The organism is Pseudonocardia petroleophila (genome assembly GCF_014235185.1).
GTDB lineage: Bacteria > Actinomycetota > Actinomycetes > Mycobacteriales > Pseudonocardiaceae > Pseudonocardia > Pseudonocardia petroleophila.
This window is the reverse complement of record NZ_CP060131.1, coordinates 359710-376742: the sequence shown is the minus strand read 5'-3', so window position 1 is coordinate 376742 and position 17033 is coordinate 359710. Positions and strand designations below refer to the sequence as shown.

The following is a 17033-nucleotide window of genomic DNA, read 5'->3' as shown; positions in this document are numbered from 1 at the left end:
CGTGGGCCGGACCGTCACGCGGCGTTCACACGGCCGGTGTGCTCGCTGTGCGTGGTCGCCGGTAGCGTTCCGTCATGCGGCTCGGGTACCTCACGCACGTGGCCGGTCCGGCGCCCGCGCAGGCGTACCGCGACACGGTGACGCTGGCCGTCGCGGCCGAGGAGCTCGGCTTCTCCTCCTTCTGGGTCGCCCAGCACCACGACGGCCACCTCGACGGCCTGCTGCCCTCGCCGCTGGTGCTGCTCGCCGCGGTGGCCCAGGCGACCTCGACGATCCGGCTCGGCACCGCCGTGGTCGCCGCCGCCCTGGAGGACCCGCGGCGCCTGGCCGAGGACGCCGCCGTGCTCGACGTGCTCAGCGGCGGCCGGCTGGAGCTCGGCGTCGGGGCCGGGGCGGACGCGGCGGCGTCGGAGGCGTTCGGCCGCGACCACGCGCGGCGCCACGCCGACTGCACCGCCGCCGTCGACGCCCTGCGCGCGCACCTCGCGGAGATCGTGCCCGCCGCCCCCGGCCTCGACGCGCGGCTGTGGCAGGCCACCGGCACCGCCGACGGCGTCGCCGCGGCCGGGTCGCGGGGCATGGGGATCCTGACCGGACGGGCCGACACCGCCCCGCACCTCGCCCGCTACTGGGCGCGGGCCGCGGGGGAGCCGCGCGTCGCGGCCGTCCGGATCGTGGGGCCCGGCGAGCGGCCGGAGGCGCTGCTGGGGCGGTGGCGCACCGACCCGGCCCGGGAGTGGAGCACCGAGCTGGTGGTGCAGACCCAGCCCGCGGACGCCTCCGTCGGGATCCACCTCGCGACGCTGCGCGCCCTCGCGGCGGCGCGGCGCGACCCCGACCGGCCGGCGCCGGTGGGCCCGCTGGTGGCCGCGCTGCGCGGTGGTCGGCGTCGCGCGCCGGTTCCGTCCGGTCGGTCGTCCGCCTAGTCTCGGAGGTCCGTGTCCGTCCGACCACCGGGAGTGACTTCGCCGTGCGCCACATCGCCACCTTCTGCGGACAGTGCAACTGCGGCTGCCCGGAGCTGTTCGTCGACGACGCCGCCGCGCCGGAGAAGCGCATCGTCATCACCGACGACTTCGGCCAGCGCATCCAGATGAGCGTCGGCCAGCTCTCCGACCTCGTCGACGACATCCGCGAGGGCGTCCTCGACGAGGTGCTCGTCGGCGGCTAGGGAGCCTCGGCGCGACCGCCGTCGGGGGTCACGGCGAACCACTTCTCCCCGACCCCGTTCCCGTCAGTGGCGCCGGGAGCGGAGTCGGCGGCGTAGCGGTAGACCGGCCAGCCGCCGATGGTGAGCTGCACGCCGCCGTCCTCGCGGGTGATCGTGCCGACCGCGGCCTGGTCGACGCCGTCGACCGTCAGGGGCGTGCCGGGCTCGGCGAGCACGGGCGGCCAGGTCGTCGCGCAGTCGCCCGCGCAGTTCGACGCCGGGGGGTCGGCGGTGTCGTCGTCGAAGCGGTACAGCGTCCACCCCAGCCCGTCGACGACGACCGCGCCCAGCTGGGCGGTGCTGTTGGCGGCGAGGACGGTGCCCGCCGGGGCGGCCAGGGTCTCGGGTGCGGCCGCGGGCGCGTTGCCGTACCCGTCGTCGCTCCCGGTGGAGCAGGCCGTCAGCGCGACGGCGGCGAGGGCCGCGACGGCGGCGAGGGCGGACGTGCGGAACATGGGGTGAACCTCCGTGGGGGAGCGGTGTGTCCACCTCCCACACGGCACCCGGTCGCGAACGGTTCAGCGGACGGCCGGAAGTCGGGGTCATCCCCGAGGAACCTCAGACTTCCTACCGATGTATCAGGGTGCCGACCTCGGCATTCTGAGGCGCATGGTCGACATCCTCCGGTCCGTCACCGAGGCCGCGCTCGCGTCGCCGTGGCTGCTCGCGGTGATCGTCGGGATGGCGCTGGTCGACGCGCTGCTGCCGGTGGTGCCGAGCGAGGCGCTGATCATCGCGGCCGGGGTGTCGGCGGTGACGGGGGAGCAGAGCCTGGTCGCCGTGATCGCGGCGGCCGCGCTCGGCTCGTTCCTCGGGGAGGGGCTGGGGTACCTGATCGGGCGCGGGGTCGGGCCCGCGGTCCGGTCGCGCTACGCCACCGACGGGCGGCGCGCCGAGAACTACGACCGGGTCGCGCGGCTGCTGCACCGCCGCGGCGGCACGGTGCTGCTCACGGCCCGGTTCCTGCCGGGCGGGCGGACCGTGGCGACGCTCGCGGCGGGCGCCACCGGCTACCCGGCGGCGCGGTTCGTCGGCTACACCGTGCCCGGGACGCTGCTCTCGGCGTCGTGGTCGGCGGTGCTCGGGTTCGTCGGCGGGGCGGCGTTCGCGCACGACACCGTGACCGCGCTCGTCGTCGGCTTCTGCTTCGCCAGCGCCGTCGGGTTCGTCGTGGAGGGGGTGCGCCGGCTGCGTCGGCGCAGGTCGTCGGCCCGGCCGGGGCCCGTCGTGGCGGCGCCGGCGCGGGTGCTCGTCGGGGTGGCCCGGACCTGACGACGAACCCATGCGCACGTAAAGGCTTGTTCTGATAATCGTTGTCATTAACGATGGGTGCATGACCTCGACCCGCGCCACCGGCTGGGCCCTGCACGACCGGCTCCCGCAGACGCTCCCGCCCGAGGAGATCCGCGCGATCAACCCCCCGAGCCGGGCGATCCACGAGCACCGCACGTACACCTGGAACGGCTGGGAGTTCGACCTGCCGCCCGGGGTGTTCCACCCCGGGGAGACCAGCCGGCTGGTGCACGCCCGGCTGCTCGACGGCACGCTGCCCGTCGCGGGCCTGCGGTACGCCGCGATGGGCGCCGGGCTCGGCGTCGAGGCGGTCGTCGCCGGGGTGCGCGGGGCGGCTGCCGTGCACGCCCTCGACGTCCACCCGGAGAGCGTCCGCACCGCGGCCCGGCACTACGCGCGGATCGTCGGGCCGGACGGTCCGCCGCTGTTCCCCGTCGTCGCCGACGTCTGGGAGGGCTTCCCCGACGGGCGGCAGGTCGACGTCGTGACGTTCAACCCGCCCGCGATCGAGCTGCCCCTGTCCGACGACCCCGACATCGTCCGCAACCTGTGCGTGGGTCGCGACATCGCCGCGCGCTTCTTCGGCCAGCTCGTCGAGCGCGACCTGCTCGCCCCCGGCGGGGTCGTGTACCTGATCGTCTCCAACACCGCGCCGCTGCGCGACATCGTCGCGATCGCCCTGGACGCGGGGTTCGACGCCGAGGTCGTGCACGTCGAGGACTGGGAGGGCGACGACGTGCAGACGTTCCTGCTCGCCCTGCGCCGATCGTGATCCACCCCCACTGCGCGGACGCGATCGCCGACCCGGACCCGATCCAGGTCGAGCCCGGCGTCGTGTGCCTGCGCTTCGAGGTCATGAAGGTCCGCTCGGCGCTGGGCGCGGTGCGCCACCTCGTCGAGTCCGGGCTCGTGCGCCGCGGCGACACGCTCGTCGACAGCTCCAGCGGGCTCTACGCCCACGCGCTCGCGCTGGCGTGCCACCGCTACGGGATGCGCTGCCACATCGTCGGCTCCACCACCGTCGACCGGACGCTGCGCCTGCAGCTGGAGATCCTCGGCGCCACGCTGGAGCAGGTCCGGCCCTCGGCCGACCTCAAGCTCGACCAGAACCTGCGCGTCCACCGCGTCGGGGAGCTGCTGCTGCGCAACCCGCGCTACCACTGGATGCGCCAGTACCACGACGGCGTGCACTACCTCGGCTACCGCGGGGTCGCCGAGACGGTCGACGCCGACCTGCCGTCGGGCCCGCTGACGATCGTCGGCGGGGTGGGGACCGGGGCGTCGACCGGCGCGCTGGCCACCTACCTGCGCCGGGCCGGGCGCGACGTCGAGCTGGTCGGGCTGCAGCCGTTCGGCAGCGTCACGTTCGGGGCGGAGCACACCGCCGATCCCGACATGATCATCGCGGGGATCGGGAGCTCCATCGAGTTCCGCAACGTCCGCCACGACCTCTACGACCGCATGCACTGGATGGCGTTCCCGTACGCGCGGGCGGGGGCGATCGGGCTGCTGCGCCGCAGCGGCGTGTTCGCCGGGCTGTCCTCGGGCGCGGCCTACCTGGTGGCCCGCCACGAGCGGGCGCTGCACCCCGGGCGCACGGTCGTGTTCCTCGCCCCCGACACCGGGCACCGCTACGTCGACGCGGCGTACGTCGGGCACGAGGACGTCCCCGCGGTCGACGGCCTCGCGCCGCGCGTCGTCGGCGGCGTCGACGAGCTGGAGCTGCCGTGGTCGACCCTGCCGCTGGAGCAGCTCGCCCGGGCCGCCTCGTGACGGGCGTGCAGGGGCTCGTCGACCGGGTCCTCGACGGAGGGCACGGGCCGCCGCCCGCGGAGGTGACCGCCACCAGCGTCTTCTGGGTGCACCACGGCACCCGCCTCGCCGGGGGCACGACGACCTACCGCAACCAGTACCTGCTGGTCCGGGTCGGCACGGCGTTCGGGGCGTGCGGGTTCGAGGCCGGGGAGGTGGACCCCGGCATCTGCGCCGACGCGTCGGGGGCGCCGGTCGCCGACCTGCTGCGCACCGGCCCGCCCGCGCTGCGGATCGCCGCGCTGGACGCCTACCTCGCCTCGGTCGCGCCGCACCGCGACTCCGGCGCCGCCGTCGTGACGCTCCCGGCCGGGCCGCCGGAGGTCCGCGCGCGGGCCAGGGACGCGGCCGTGGCGAGCCTGCTCGACGTGGCACCCGGCGCCCGCGTCGCCCTGATCGGGGTCGTCAACCCGCTCGTGGCCGCCATCCGCGAGCGGGGGGCGGAACCGCTGCCGTGCGACCTCAACCTGGCCGCGACCCAGTGGGGCGACCCGGTCACCAGGGACATGGCCGACGTCCTCGACGTCGCCGACGCCGTCGTCGCGACCGGCATGACGCTCGGCAACGGCACGTTCGACGTGATCCTCGCGCGCTGCCGCGACCGCGGGATCCCGCTGATCGTCTACGCCCAGACCGGCAGCGCCGTCGCGCGCGCCTTCCTCGGCACCGGCGTCACCGCCGTGTCGGCCGAGCCGTTCCCGTTCTCCCAGTTCAGCGCCGACCCGACGGCCCTGCACCTCTACACCGACAAGGACCACTGATGCCCCGTCGACTCGGACCGGCCGTCCTGGCCGTCCTCGCGCTCTCCGCCTGTGGCGCCCCCGCGGCGTCCGGACCGGCCGCCGCGGCGGTCACCGTCGAGAACTGCGGCCGGCAGGTCGTGCTCGACGCTCCCCCCGAGCGGGTCATGGTCATCGGCGGGGAGGCGGGCACGCTCGTCGCGGCCGCCGGGGGCACCGACCGGATCAGCACCTTCGCGCCGCTGCGCGGCGAGCCGCTCGGTGCCGCGGAGGCCGAGCTGACCGCCCGGCCCCTGGCGCCGATCGGCACCGCCACCGACATCTCCCGCGAGTTCGTCCTGGGCCGGACGCCCGACCTCGTCGTGACGTTCGGGCTGGAGGGGACCTCGCCGGAGGAGCTGGCGGAGCTCGGCATCCCGACGCTGATCGTCGCCGGGTACTGCGGCGGGTTCGGCGCGGGGCAGTCGCAGCGGTCCGGGTCCGCGCTGGAGGACGTCGCGACCGACGTCGAGATGATCGGCGCGGCGCTGGGCACCTCCGACGTCGCCGACGCCGCGGCCGACGACCTGCGCGCGCGGGTCGAGGCGGTGCGGGCGCGCAGCACCTCCGACGGCCGCACCGCGGCGGCGCTGTTCGTCTCCGGTCCCGACAGCCCGCTCGGGGCCTACGGGAACCTGGGGATGGTCCACGAGCAGCTCGACATCGTCGGGCTGGGCAACGTGTTCGGGGCGGAGGCGGAACGCTACTTCGAGCCGAGCGTCGAGGCCCTGATCGGTACGGCCCCCGACGTCGTGCTGGCCCTCTTCGAGCCCGGCGACACCACCGAGCAGGAGGTGCGCGACTCTGTGCTCGCGCGCCCGGAGCTGGCCGGGCTCCCCGCGGTCGCGAACCGGGACGTCGTGGTGCTCGACTTCTTCCACTCCGGGCACGGCACCCTCGCCGTCGACGGGCTCGAACGGCTCACCGCTCAGCTGGCCGCGCTCCCGTGAGCCCGGCCGTCCTCCCCGCCGCCGACGACCTCGGCCGCGCCACCCGGCGCCGGCGCACCGCGGCGTGGACCGGAGGGCTCGGGACCCTGCTGGTGCTGTCGGTCCCGCTCGCCGTCGGGCTCGGCCCGGTGGCGATCCCGCCGGGCACCGTCGCCGCCGTCCTCGGCCACCACCTGGTCGGGTTCCCCGGCGACGCCGCGTGGGGGCCCGCGCAGGACAGCATCGTCTGGCTGGTCCGGGCCCCGCGGGTGCTGCTCGGGGCGGTGGTCGGGGCGGCGCTGGCGATGGCCGGGGTCGCGCTGCAGACCCTGGTCCGCAACGTGCTGGCCGAGCCGTACCTGCTCGGGGTGTCGGCCGGGGCGTCCACCGGGGCCGCGGCGACGATCCTGTTCGGCGTCGGGTCGGCCCTGGGCGGCGGTGCGCTCACCGGCAGCGCCTTCCTCGGCGCGCTCGGGGCGATCGGGCTGGTCTTCGCCGTCGCGGGCCTCGGCGGGGCGGTCACCTCGGTGCGCCTGCTGCTCGCCGGGGTCGCGGTGGGCTACGTCCTGCAGGCCGTCACCAGCTTCATGATCTTCGCCTCGGACAGCCCGGAGGGCGCCCGCGCGGTGCTGTTCTGGCTGCTCGGGTCGCTCGCCCGGGCCGACTGGGCGGCGGTGGCGGTCGTCGCGCCGACCACCGCGGTCACGCTCGCGCTCCTGCTCGCCTGGTCGCGCCGGTTCGACGCGCTCGCCGTCGGCGACGACACCGCCCGCGCGCTCGGCACCGACCCGGCCCGTCTGCGGCTCGGTGCGCTGCTCGCCGTCGCGCTGTGCACGGGGGCGGCGGTCGCGGTGTCCGGCGGGATCGGCTTCGTCGGCCTCGTCGTGCCGCACGTCGCCCGGCTCTGCGTCGGCGGCGCGCACCGCCGCGTCCTGCCCGTCGCCGCGCTCATCGGTGCGGCGTTCCTGATCTGGGCCGACGTCGTCGCCCGGCTGGCGTTCGCCCCGCGCGAGCTGCCGCTGGGGATCGTCACCGCGGTCGTCGGCGCCCCCTTCCTGCTCGTGCTCGTCCGCCGCCTGCGCGCGGCCTGAGAGGACCCGTCCATGCCCTCCCCACCGACCGTCCCGCCCCGCGCCGCGATCCGCCGCCGGCCGAGCACGGGCGCCGCCGCGTGCTGAGCGTCCTGCGGCACGGCGATTTCCGGCTCGCCTGGATCAGCTACACCCTGACCGGGGCGGCCACGGCCGTGATGCCGGTGGCGCTGACGCTCTACGTGCTCGACACGCAGGGCGGGATCGCGGTGCTCGGGCTGGTGCTCGGGGCCCGCACGCTCGGGTTCGTCCTGGGCGCGGTGCTCGGTGGGATCGTCACCGACGGCTACCCGCGCCGCACCGTGCTGACGATCGCGAGCGCCGTGCGCGGCACCGCGATCGTCGCGTCGGTCGGGGCGTTCGCCGTGTCGGTGCCCCTGCTGTGCGCGTGCGTCCTGCTGGCCGGGGTGGGGGAGGGGATCTTCCGCGGCGCCTACCAGGCGCTGATCGGCGAGGTCGTCCCGGACGTCGAGCTCCAGCGCGCCAACGCCCTGTCGACGCTGAGCAGCCGCCTGCTGCTCGTCGGCGGCCCGGCGCTCGCGGCGCTGCTCTACGCCGTCGTGGGCGGGGCGGCGACCCTCGCGGCGACCGGCGTGCTGTGGCTGGCGTCGGCCGCGGTCGCGCACGCCCTGCCCCGCGGCGCGCCCCGCCCGTCGGACGCGGCCCGGCGACGCCCGTTCGCCGACTACGGCGAGGTCCTGCGCGAGGTGCGCCGGCACCGCTGGTTCCTGGCCGGGCTCGGCGCCCTGTCGGTCTGGCTGTCGCTCGGGTTCGCGGTGCAGCAGCTCACGCTGCCGCTGGTCAGCCGTGACCTGTTCGGTACGGACGCCTTCCTGGCGGTCGCCCTGGGCGGCTACTCGGCGGGCGCGGTGCTCGCCGCTCTGGTGCTGGGCCGGTGCACCCCGCGGCCGGCCGGGGTGGTGGCGTTCGCCGGGCTGGGGGCCTTCGGGCTGGTGCCGCTGGCGCTGGCCGTGCCGGACGCGCCGGTGCTGATCGTCGCCGCGTACGTGCTGGGCGGCGCGGGCATCGAGACGTTCAACATCCTGTGGTTCTCCGCGATCCAGCGGGAGGTCGCGCCGGAGCGGCTGGGCCGGGTGTTCGCGTTCGACTTCATGGTGTCCTACGGCGTCGCGCCGCTCGGGCTCGTCGTCCTGCCGGTCCTGCTGACGGGGCTGGGCACGACCCCGGTGCTGGTCGCCTGCGGGGTGCTGACGCTCGCCGCGGGAGCGCTCGCGCTGCTCGTACCGGGCGCGCGGCGGTTCGTCGATCCGAGGGGGGTGCCGGCCCGATGATCACCGCGTCCGGCGTGACGTTCGCCTACGACGGCACCCCCGTCCTCGACGGCGTGGGGCTCGCCGCGCCGGCGGGCGGGGTGCTCGGGCTGATCGGACCCAACGGCAGCGGCAAGACGACGCTGCTGCGGATCCTCTACACCGCGCTGCGGCCGCGGTCCGGGGCCGTGCTGCTCGACGGCGAGCCGGTGGTGGACCTGCCGGGCCGGGAGCTGGCGCGCCGGATCGCGGTCGTCGCGCAGGAGAGCCCGCCGGAGCTGCCGATCTCGGTCGCGGAGATGGTGCTGCTCGGGCGGTCCCCGCACCGCTCGTCGCTCCGGTCGTTCACCGGCGACGACCACGCGGTCGCGGCCACCGCGCTGCGCCGCGTCGGGATGCGCGAGCACGCGGAGCGGTCGTTCTCGCTGCTGTCCGGCGGGGAGAAGCAGCGCGTGCTGATCGCCAGGGCGCTGGCGCAGGAGGCCGGCCACCTGCTGCTCGACGAGCCGACCAACCACCTCGACATCCGCTACCAGCACGAGGTGCTGGGCCTCGTCCGCGCGCTCGGCATCACCACGGTCGTGGTGCTGCACGACCTCAACCTCGCGGCCCGCTACTGCGACCGGCTCGTGCTGCTCGACGGCGGCACGGTTGCGGCCACCGGCCCGACGGCCGAGGTGCTGCGGCCCGAGGTGCTCGAGCCCGTCTACCGGGTGTCGGTCCGCCGGTTCGACGAGGACGACTGCGTGCAGCTGGTCTTCCGCCCGCGGGCGGAGCCGGCGGTCAGACCGCGCTGAAGACCACCGAGTGGTAGCCGGTGGCGCCGTCGGGGATCACCGGGGCGCGCTCCTCGGTCTGGGTCACCCCGTTCGCGTCGGTGGCCCGGACGGTCACGACGTGCGACCCCGCGGCGGCGTCGACCTCGGCCCGCCACATCCGCCAGGTGTCGCCGCCGACCTCGGTGGCCAGCTCGGCGGTCGTCCACGGGCCGTCGTCGAGGCGCACCTCGACGCGGCTGATCCCGATCGGCTGCGACCACGCGATCCCGGCGACGGTGACGCGCCCGGCCGGCGTGCTGCCCGCGGCCCGCGGCACGTCGATGCGCGACTGCGTCTTCACCGGGCCGAACCGCCCCCACCCGCGCTGCAGCCAGTACGCCTGCTCGCGGTCGAACGTGGTGACCTCCAGGTCGGTGACCCACTTCGTCGCCGACACGTACCCGTAGAGGCCGGGCACGACCATCCGCACCGGGAACCCGTGCTCGGGGGGCAGCGCCTCGCCGTTCATCCCGACGGCGAGCAGCGCGCCGCGGTCGGGCTCCAGCAGCACGTCGACGGGGGTGCCGGCGGTCCACAGGCCGTCGCTGCTGGTGGAGAGCACCTGGTCGGCGCCGGGGGCGATGCCGGCCTCCAGCAGGATCTCCCGCAGGTCGACGCCGATGAAGTTCGTGGTGGAGATGTAGTCGTCACCGACCTCGTTCGACACGCAGATCATCGTGACCGTGCGCTCGAGCAGCGGGCGGGCGAGCAGGTCGTCGAAGGTCAGGACGAGCTCGCGGTCGACCATGCCGTGGATGCGCAGCGACCAGTCGGCGGCGGTCTGCGTGGGGATCCGCAGCGCGGTGTCGATGCGGTAGAAGTCGGCGTTGGCGGTGAGGAACGTCGGCGTGCCCAGCTCTGGGAACGCCGCGCCCGCGGGTACGGCGGGGGCCCGCTCCGCGAGCGCCAGCCCGCGCAGCCGCGCCGTGACCTCCTCGCGGGAGCCGGTGAGGCGGCCGCCGAGCAGCTGGCCCAGCCCGCCCGCGGCGAGCGCACCGAACCCGACGAGCGCCGAGGTGCCCGTGAGCATCGTGCGGCGGTCCATCCCCGATCCGGTCCGGGGGGCGCCGGGGAGGGCGAGGGCGTGCAGGCGGCGCAGCACGACGATCCCGACGCCCGCGGCCGCGGCGGGGGCGAGCAGGTCGACGGGGGTGAACGCGGGGGACAGGGCGACCGCGGCGAACCCCAGCAGGCCGAGCCCGGTCAGCGCGCGGGTGCCGGGCTGCGGCCGCTCGCGGGATGCGAGGCCGACGCCGACCGCGGCGGCGAGGAGCACGAGCGCCATCCCGCCGAGCAGCACGGGCTTGTCGGCGACGCCGAACGTCGACTTCGCGAACTCGACGAGCCACTGCGGCGCCAGCGCGATCGCCCCGTTCCCGACGGCCAGGAACGGCGACGACGCGGGCGACACGAGCCCGGCGACGAGGTGCCCGGCGGCCAGTGCGGCGGCGACGGCCAGCACCCCGATCGACGCAGCCGTGCGGCGGGGGACGAGGGGCGTCGGGTGGACGGTCGTCGTGCTCACGCCCTCATCCTCCTCCGCCGCGGCGCGCCACCGGCCCGCCGTGTCTGACGAAGCGGTGACGATAGGCTGTGCGCGCCACATCGGTGAACGGACTGGGGGACGACCGGATGAGCGACAACAGAGGTCTCGACGACGCACCGGGGATCCCGGACGTCGACCTGACCCGGCCGTCGATCGCCCGCGTCTACGACTACGTCCTCGGCGGCAAGGACCACTACGAGATCGACCGGCAGGTGTCCGGCGCGCTGTTCGCGGCCGTGCCCGAGACCAGCCAGCTCGCCCTCGACAACCGCAACCACCTGCGCCGCGCCGTCACCTGGCTGGTGCGCGAGGCCGGCATCCGGCAGATCCTCGACCTCGGCTCGGGCCTGCCGACGGCGGGCAACGTGCACGAGATCGCGCACGCGGTCGACCCGTCGGTGCACGTCGTCTACGTCGACATCGACCCGATCGTGCTGGCCCACGGCCGCGCCCTGCTCGACGACGACGACACCACCACGGTGATCACCGGCGACATCCGCGACATCGACGCGATCTTCGCCGACCCGGCCGTCACCGAGCTGATCGACACCTCGGCGCCGTTCGCGGTGCTCGCGGCCAGCATCTTCCACCACCTCTCCGACGACGAGGACCCGTACGCGGTGGCCGCGGCGATCACCGCGCGGCTCAGCCCCGGCAGCTACCTGCTGGCGAGCAACTTCCTCGACGACGACGAGCCGCGCGCGAAGGCACTGGAGAAGGCGTTCCTGGAGGGCGGCCTGGGCACCGGCCGGTTCCGCACCTGGGCCGAGCAGCGACGGTTCTTCGACGGCCTGGAGCTGGTGGAGCCGGGCCTGACCTACGCCAACGACTGGCGTCCCGACGACCAGACGCCGACCGAGAGCCCCACCCACACGCTCTACGCGGCGGGCATCGGCCGCAAGGCCTAGAACTTCTCGATCAGCCCGGCCAGGGCCGTGCGGGTGTCGCGCGGCGTGAGCGCCTGCACGACCAGCCGCTCCCAGACCCCCGAGTAGTCCTCGACGTCGGCGCGCTTGTCGAGGTAGACCGCGCTGTTGAGCTGCTCGAGGTAGACGATGTCGGGCAGGTCGGACTCGGCGAAGCGCAGGATCGAGAAGGGGCCGCCGGCCGCGGCGTGGCTGCCCGCGCGGAACGGCAGCAGCTGCACGGTGACGTTCGGCCACCGGCTGGCCTCGAGCAGGTGCTCCAGCTGCCCGCGCATCACCGCGGGCGTGCCGTACGGGCGGCTCACCGCGGCCTCGTCGATGACGACCCACAGCTGCGGCGCGCCCGGCTCGCGCAGCATCTTCTGCCGCGACATCCGCAGCTGGACGCGCTGGTCGACGTCGTCGGGCGGGGAGCCGCGGTGCCCGAGCAGCACGACGCTGCGCGCGTACTCCTCGGTCTGCAGCAGGCCCGGCACGAACTGCAGCTCGAAGCTGCGGATGACCTGCGCGGCCTGTTCCAGCCGCAGGTACATCTCGAACCAGCTGGGCAGGACGTCGTTGTGCTGCTGCCACCAGCCGCGGGCGTTGGCGCGGGTCGCGAGGTCGCGGTAGCCCGCGCGCTCGGCCTCGTCGGTGACGCCGTAGAGGGTCAGCAGGTCGAGCACATCGCGTTCCTTGCAGCCGACGCGGCCCAGCTCCAGGCGGCTGATCTTCGCGCTGGACGCGCGGATCGCGTCGCCGGCCCGCTCGCGGGTGATGCCGTTGGCCTCGCGCAGCCGGCGCAACTGGGTGCCCAGCAGGATGCGCAGGACGGTGGGGCCACCCTGATCGGGCGGTGGTGACGGTGTGCTCACGGTTGTACCCCCATCGCGTCCAGCATAGCCGTCACGTCCGGGGCGGTACCTGCCCGTGGCCGTCGAGGGCGGAGCGGACGCGGTCGATCTCGGCGGCGTCGAGGACGCGCAGGGGCAGCCCGGTGCCGAGTGCGCGCAGCGCGACGTCGCAGACGTACTCCAGGTACGCGGCCCGGTCCAGCGCACCGGCCACCGCGGGCGCCACGAGCACCGCCCCGTGGTTGGCCATGAGCGCGGCGCTGCGGTCGCGCATCGCGGCGAGGACGTGCGAGGCCAGCTCCGGGGTCCCGAACGTCGCGTAGGGGGCGACGCGGACCGCGCCGCCGAAGAACGCGGCGTAGTAGTGCGTCGGCGGCACCTCGTCGACGACGGTCGAGAGCGCCGTCGACGCGGGCGCGTGGGTGTGCAGCACGACCTCGCCGTCGCGCGCCCCGTCGCGGGCGTGCAGCAGGACGTGCAGGGCGAGCTCGGAGGTGGGGCGCAGCGGCGCGTCGAGCGGGGTGCCGTCGAGCGCGTGCACGCCGACCGCGTCCGGCGTCAGCTCCGCGTAGTCGACGGCCGACGGGGACACCGCGATCCGGTCGCCGTCGCGCACCGACACGTTGCCGGCCGTCCCGACCACCAGGCTGCGCGCGACGAGCCCGCGGCACAGGTCGACGACGGCGGTCCGGGCGGCGGTGGTCACGACCCGATTCTCGCCCACCGGTGCACGGGATCGACGGCCCGGCGCACCGGGGTCAGTCCCCGGTCCGCACCAGCCGCCCGCGGGTCACGACGGCCACGGCGAGCGCGGTCGTCAGCGGCACCGACGCCACCAGCCCGATGCTGCCCACCAGCGTCCTGACCACCTCGGTGGCGATGACCTGGCTGGTCAGGGTGTCGGCCAGGCCGCGCTCGGCGACGCTGAACAGCAGCAGCAGCGGCAGCGCCGCGCCCGCGTAGGCCAGGACGAGCGTGTTGACGGCCGAGGCCACGTGGTCGCGCCCGATCCGCATCGCCGCGGAGAACAGGGCGGCCGGGCGCAGCTGCGGGTCGGCGGCGCGCAGTTCCCACACCGCGCTGGTCTGGGTGACCGTGACGTCGTCGAGGGCGCCGAGGGCGCCGATCATCAGCCCGGCCAGCACCAGCCCCCGCCCGTCGACCGCGGTGCCGAGGGTGTTGGCCAGGCTCGCGGTGTCCTCGTCGGCGCCGGTCAGCCGGGCCGCGGCCGCGAAGGCGACGCCGAGCACCCCGATCAGGACGAGGCTGCCGAACGTGCCGAGCACGGCCGTCGAGGTGCGGGAGGTGAACCCGTGCGTGAGGTACAGCGCGCAGAACATGATCGCGGTGCACCCGACGACGGCGACCAGCAGCGGGTCGCGCCCGGCCAGGATCGCCGGCAGCACGAACCCGATCAGCACCACGCCCGTCAGCACCAGCGACCCGAGGGCGGCGAGCCCCCGGAAGCGGCCCAGCGCCACCACCGCCGCCGCGAACAGCAGCGCCAGCACGAGCAGCGGGACCTCCCGCTGGAAGTCGACGATCTGGTAGGACTCCGGATCGGCCGGGTCGCCGTCGACGGAGAGCTGCACGTCGTCGCCGGTGGTGAACGGGGAGACCCCGCGGACCACCGACACGAGCGTCACGATGCTGGTGCCGGCCGCGTCCCCGCCGGTCAGCCGCACGGTCAGGGCCGCGCAGCCGCGGTCGCCCTCGCCGGGGGAGCAGTCGCTCTCCGCCGTGGCCGACACGGTGCCCGGCACCCGCGGCAGCGCCGCGGCCCCGTCGAGCGGTCGGGCGCGCTCGTAGGGGAACAGCAGCACCAGCCCGACCAGCGTCGCGACGGCCGCGGGCACCAGCAGGGCCGCGATCGCGATCCGCACCCGCCGGTCGGCGTGCGGAGCCGGACCGTGGCCGTGCCCGTGGCCGGTGAGGGCCGGGGTGTCGGCGGGGTGGTCGGGCGGGGCGCCGGTCGGTCCGGTGCCGGTGTCGGCGTGCCGGGCGCCCTCGCGGGCGGTGGGGTCGGGTGCGGTCGCCGGTGCGTCGCGCCCCGGCCGCTGCCGGACGTCGGTGGGATCGGGCCCGGGATCGCGGTGGCGCCCGGTGGGGCGGGGGTCGATCCCGATCGGGCCCGTGTCGGCGTCGGGGTCGCCCGTCGTGGGCCCGGTCGCGGGGTGCGGGCCGGTGCGGGTGGTGCCGCTGCCGCGGTGGCGGGGCCCGTGCCGGGGGGAGCTCATCCGCCGGATTCTCCCGTGCCCCCGCGTGCGCCCGATGTCCGGTCCGTCCGGCCGCCGCTCAGCCGACCGCGCGCACGACCTCCACGACCACGCTGACGTCCTGGCTCCCCGGCAGCAGCGGCACCGCCGCGGACTCCTGCGCCGCGAACGCGTCGGCGGCGTAGGGCTGCGGGCCGGTCTCGCCCGGGATCTCGGTGATCGACAGCAGCGCGCCCGGCGACACCCCCGCCGCCTCGGCCATCTGCTCGATCTGCGCCTCGGCCCGCCGCACGGCGTCCGCGCGGGCGGCCGCGCGCTGCTCCGAGTCGTCGTCGATCGAGAAGGAGATCTGCTGCACGCGCACCGCGTCACCCGCCGCCTGCGCCGCCGCGTCGATGAGGGCCCCTGCCCCGTCGAGGTCGCGCAGCGTCGCCGTGACCTGGTTGCTCACCTCGTACCCGGTGACGGTGCCGCCGTCGGAGGAGTAGCTCGGGAAGATCGACAGCCCGCTCGTGCGCAGGTCCTCCTCCGCCACCCCGCTGCCGCGCAGCACCTCGATCAGGGCGGTCGAGCGGGCGGTGTTGTCGGCCAGTGCCCCCGCCGCCGCCGGGGCGGTGGTGGCGACGCCGAGCACGACGGTGAGCGTGTCCGGGGTGCCGCTGACGGTGCCGACGCCCCGGGCCGAGATGCCGGGCGTCGGTGCCGGGGCCGCCGACCCCAGCTGGCCGGGCGCGGCGCAGCCGGCGAGAGCGAGGACGAGACCGACGGCGGGGAGCAGTGCGCGCTTCATGTCCCCAGGACGGAACGGACGCCCATCCGGTTGCACGGCAGGGCTGCACCCTCCGCTCCGCCGGCCGTGGCGCCGTGGAGGGCTGCCGTGGGGCGCGCTGGTGCGGGCCCTCGCGGCATCAGGACGTCGGGCGAACGGTGGAGGGCCGGTGGTCGTCCGACGGGGAACGGGCTCGGGTGATCAGCGGTGGTCGTGGGGCCGGGTCCGGTAGCGGTGTCCGGTCGGGGTGGTCCACTCCAGTGACCGGTCCGGGTGCAGCGTGACCCGCCAGCCCGGCTGCTCCTTCAGGTCGTGGTGCGCGGTGCACAGGCAGGCCAGGTTGTCCTCCGACGTGGTCCCGCCGTCCGCCCAGGCGATGACGTGGTCGAGTTCGCAGGTGGTCGCGGCCCGGCGGCAGCCCGGGGCCCGGCAGGTCACGTCCCGGGCCCGGACGTGGTCGGCCAACGCGGCGGGTGGGCGGTAGGTGGTGCGGCCGTGATCGAGGACCGCCCCGGTCAGCGGGTCGGTGACCAGGCGCCGCCACACCGCGTCGGCGGCGATGTCGCGGGCCAGATGGGCGGGGATCGGGCCGTACCCGGCGATCTCACACGGCTCCTCATCCACCCCGATCAACGTCGAGTACGGGACCACGACGGTGATCAACGGCTTCCCCGGCGTCACCGGAGCCACGACCGTCGGGTCCGCCGAGGGGTCGCGGATGACCAGCCTCCCGGTGAGTGCGGCGGCGGCGAGGTCGGCGCGGCACTGATCCAGGGTCCGCGGGTCGTCGGCGCCCATGCCGCGGGCCAGACGGGTCAGCCACTCGAGAGAGGACGCGGCGTCCGGCGCAGACATCCGCGCCCACACCGTCGCCATCCCGTCCTCACCCGGGAACACATCCACCCGGCGTTCCTTCCGCGCCGCCTGATGACGTTCCGCGGCCCCGTCCGGGTCGACGGCGAGGATCGCCCGGCGCAGCGCCGCGGACAGCTGCGCCCAGGTCTGGCCGGGCGCCGCAGGCAGCACCCGCTCCTGCACCACGGCAGCGTGATGGTCGGAGACCACGGCGAGCCGGTCCAGGATCAACCGCACCCTCGGCACATCGAGCCGGCCGGCTTCCAGCAGGTCGCGGGTCGGCCGGAGCACCCCGTCGAGCCGGATCGCCTGGGCGAGTCGCACCTCCCCTGCCCCCGGCGACAGCGTGAGCGCCGTGGCCACCTCGGGCCCGGCCCACTCCCGCGCCGGAACTGCAGCGGTCACCGGCCGGATGGATCCGTCCCCGCCCCGCCGGGAGAACTCGGCCAGAACGGCGAACTGGCGGGCCGCAGCCCAGGACGCCATCGCCTCGAACCCGACCACGGCATCCACCAGATCGGCGTCGGAGAGCAGGGAAACATCGGTGGTGGTGAGATCGAGTTCGAGCCCGAACGTCCCGGAGGGAACTGGATCGGGCACGACTCCCTGTGGAGGATCGGGATCGAGCACGGAGGGGAACATGTGTTCGATTCTACCGCCCTGACGTGGGCAGACCTACGAATCG

The 17033-nt window shown here is 75.6% G+C and carries 18 protein-coding genes; 11 read left to right on the top strand and 7 right to left on the bottom strand.

Annotated features, from left to right (window positions below):
* The first annotated feature begins 74 nt into the window (after positions 1 to 74).
* Both H6H00_RS01805 and H6H00_RS01800 read left to right on the top strand, forming a co-directional pair.
* Positions 75 to 926, top strand: a complete 852-nt coding sequence (locus H6H00_RS01805; RefSeq protein ID WP_185719647.1) for an LLM class flavin-dependent oxidoreductase — start codon at positions 75 to 77, stop codon at positions 924 to 926.
* A gap of 44 nt (positions 927 to 970) precedes the next feature.
* On the top strand, positions 971 to 1171 hold the full coding sequence (locus H6H00_RS01800; RefSeq protein ID WP_185719646.1) for a hypothetical protein: 201 nt from the start codon (positions 971 to 973) through the stop codon (positions 1169 to 1171).
* Here the strand turns inward: H6H00_RS01800 and H6H00_RS01795 are convergent.
* Positions 1168 to 1665 (bottom strand): hypothetical protein, encoded by a 498-nt coding sequence (locus tag H6H00_RS01795; RefSeq protein WP_185719645.1) that lies wholly within the window; start codon positions 1663 to 1665, stop codon positions 1168 to 1170. The genes H6H00_RS01800 and H6H00_RS01795 overlap by 4 nt on opposite strands.
* Positions 1666 to 1819: 154 nt before the next feature.
* Between H6H00_RS01795 and H6H00_RS01790 the strand changes: the two genes are divergently transcribed.
* From H6H00_RS01790 to H6H00_RS01755, 8 genes are all read left to right on the top strand, one after another.
* On the top strand, positions 1820 to 2482 hold the full coding sequence (locus H6H00_RS01790) for a DedA family protein (protein ID WP_185719644.1): 663 nt from the start codon (positions 1820 to 1822) through the stop codon (positions 2480 to 2482).
* Positions 2483 to 2543: 61 nt separating this feature from the next.
* Positions 2544 to 3275, top strand: a complete 732-nt coding sequence (locus H6H00_RS01785) for a class I SAM-dependent methyltransferase (protein ID WP_185719643.1) — start codon at positions 2544 to 2546, stop codon at positions 3273 to 3275.
* The gene (locus H6H00_RS01780) at positions 3272 to 4276 is read left to right on the top strand and encodes a pyridoxal-phosphate dependent enzyme (RefSeq protein WP_379539908.1); all 1005 of its coding nucleotides are present in this window, start codon (positions 3272 to 3274) and stop codon (positions 4274 to 4276) included. Before H6H00_RS01785 ends, H6H00_RS01780 begins: the two co-directional genes overlap by 4 nt.
* A gap of 5 nt (positions 4277 to 4281) precedes the next feature.
* Positions 4282 to 5076, top strand: coding sequence for a Rossmann-like domain-containing protein (locus tag H6H00_RS01775; RefSeq protein ID WP_255425530.1), 795 nt, complete (start codon positions 4282 to 4284; stop codon positions 5074 to 5076).
* On the top strand, positions 5076 to 6044 hold the full coding sequence (locus H6H00_RS01770) for an ABC transporter substrate-binding protein (RefSeq protein ID WP_185719641.1): 969 nt from the start codon (positions 5076 to 5078) through the stop codon (positions 6042 to 6044). Before H6H00_RS01775 ends, H6H00_RS01770 begins: the two co-directional genes overlap by 1 nt.
* The gene (locus H6H00_RS01765) at positions 6041 to 7114 is read left to right on the top strand and encodes a FecCD family ABC transporter permease (RefSeq protein ID WP_185719640.1); all 1074 of its coding nucleotides are present in this window, start codon (positions 6041 to 6043) and stop codon (positions 7112 to 7114) included. Before H6H00_RS01770 ends, H6H00_RS01765 begins: the two co-directional genes overlap by 4 nt.
* An 80-nt stretch (positions 7115 to 7194) precedes the next feature.
* Complete coding sequence (locus H6H00_RS01760; protein ID WP_185719639.1) at positions 7195 to 8406, top strand: MFS transporter; 1212 nt, start codon at positions 7195 to 7197, stop codon at positions 8404 to 8406.
* The gene (locus tag H6H00_RS01755; protein WP_185719638.1) at positions 8403 to 9182 is read left to right on the top strand and encodes an ABC transporter ATP-binding protein; all 780 of its coding nucleotides are present in this window, start codon (positions 8403 to 8405) and stop codon (positions 9180 to 9182) included. Before H6H00_RS01760 ends, H6H00_RS01755 begins: the two co-directional genes overlap by 4 nt.
* Here H6H00_RS01755 and H6H00_RS01750 read toward each other — a convergent pair.
* Positions 9169 to 10728: a molybdopterin-dependent oxidoreductase gene (locus H6H00_RS01750; RefSeq protein ID WP_255425529.1), complete on the bottom strand. Its 1560-nt coding sequence runs from the start codon at positions 10726 to 10728 to the stop codon at positions 9169 to 9171. The genes H6H00_RS01755 and H6H00_RS01750 overlap by 14 nt on opposite strands.
* Positions 10729 to 10835: 107 nt before the next feature.
* Here H6H00_RS01750 and H6H00_RS01745 point away from each other — a divergent pair, with 107 nt between their 5' ends.
* Positions 10836 to 11657 (top strand): SAM-dependent methyltransferase, encoded by an 822-nt coding sequence (locus tag H6H00_RS01745; RefSeq protein WP_185719636.1) that lies wholly within the window; start codon positions 10836 to 10838, stop codon positions 11655 to 11657.
* Here the strand turns inward: H6H00_RS01745 and H6H00_RS01740 are convergent.
* The 5 genes from H6H00_RS01740 to H6H00_RS01720 all read right to left on the bottom strand — a co-directional run bounded on the left by H6H00_RS01740 (position 11654) and on the right by H6H00_RS01720 (position 16990).
* Positions 11654 to 12529, bottom strand: a complete 876-nt coding sequence (locus H6H00_RS01740; RefSeq protein WP_185719635.1) for a Sco1979 family transcriptional regulator — start codon at positions 12527 to 12529, stop codon at positions 11654 to 11656. The genes H6H00_RS01745 and H6H00_RS01740 overlap by 4 nt on opposite strands.
* A gap of 31 nt (positions 12530 to 12560) precedes the next feature.
* The gene (locus tag H6H00_RS01735; RefSeq protein WP_185719634.1) at positions 12561 to 13214 is read right to left on the bottom strand and encodes a class II aldolase/adducin family protein; all 654 of its coding nucleotides are present in this window, start codon (positions 13212 to 13214) and stop codon (positions 12561 to 12563) included.
* Between the two features lie 52 nt (positions 13215 to 13266).
* Positions 13267 to 14745 (bottom strand): YibE/F family protein, encoded by a 1479-nt coding sequence (locus H6H00_RS01730; protein WP_185719633.1) that lies wholly within the window; start codon positions 14743 to 14745, stop codon positions 13267 to 13269.
* Positions 14746 to 14803: 58 nt separating this feature from the next.
* Positions 14804 to 15514, bottom strand: coding sequence for an SIMPL domain-containing protein (locus tag H6H00_RS01725; RefSeq protein ID WP_185719632.1), 711 nt, complete (start codon positions 15512 to 15514; stop codon positions 14804 to 14806).
* 180 nt (positions 15515 to 15694) lie between these two features.
* Positions 15695 to 16990, bottom strand: coding sequence for an HNH endonuclease signature motif containing protein (locus H6H00_RS01720; RefSeq protein ID WP_185719631.1), 1296 nt, complete (start codon positions 16988 to 16990; stop codon positions 15695 to 15697).
* Between the last annotated feature and the right edge of the window lie 43 nt (positions 16991 to 17033).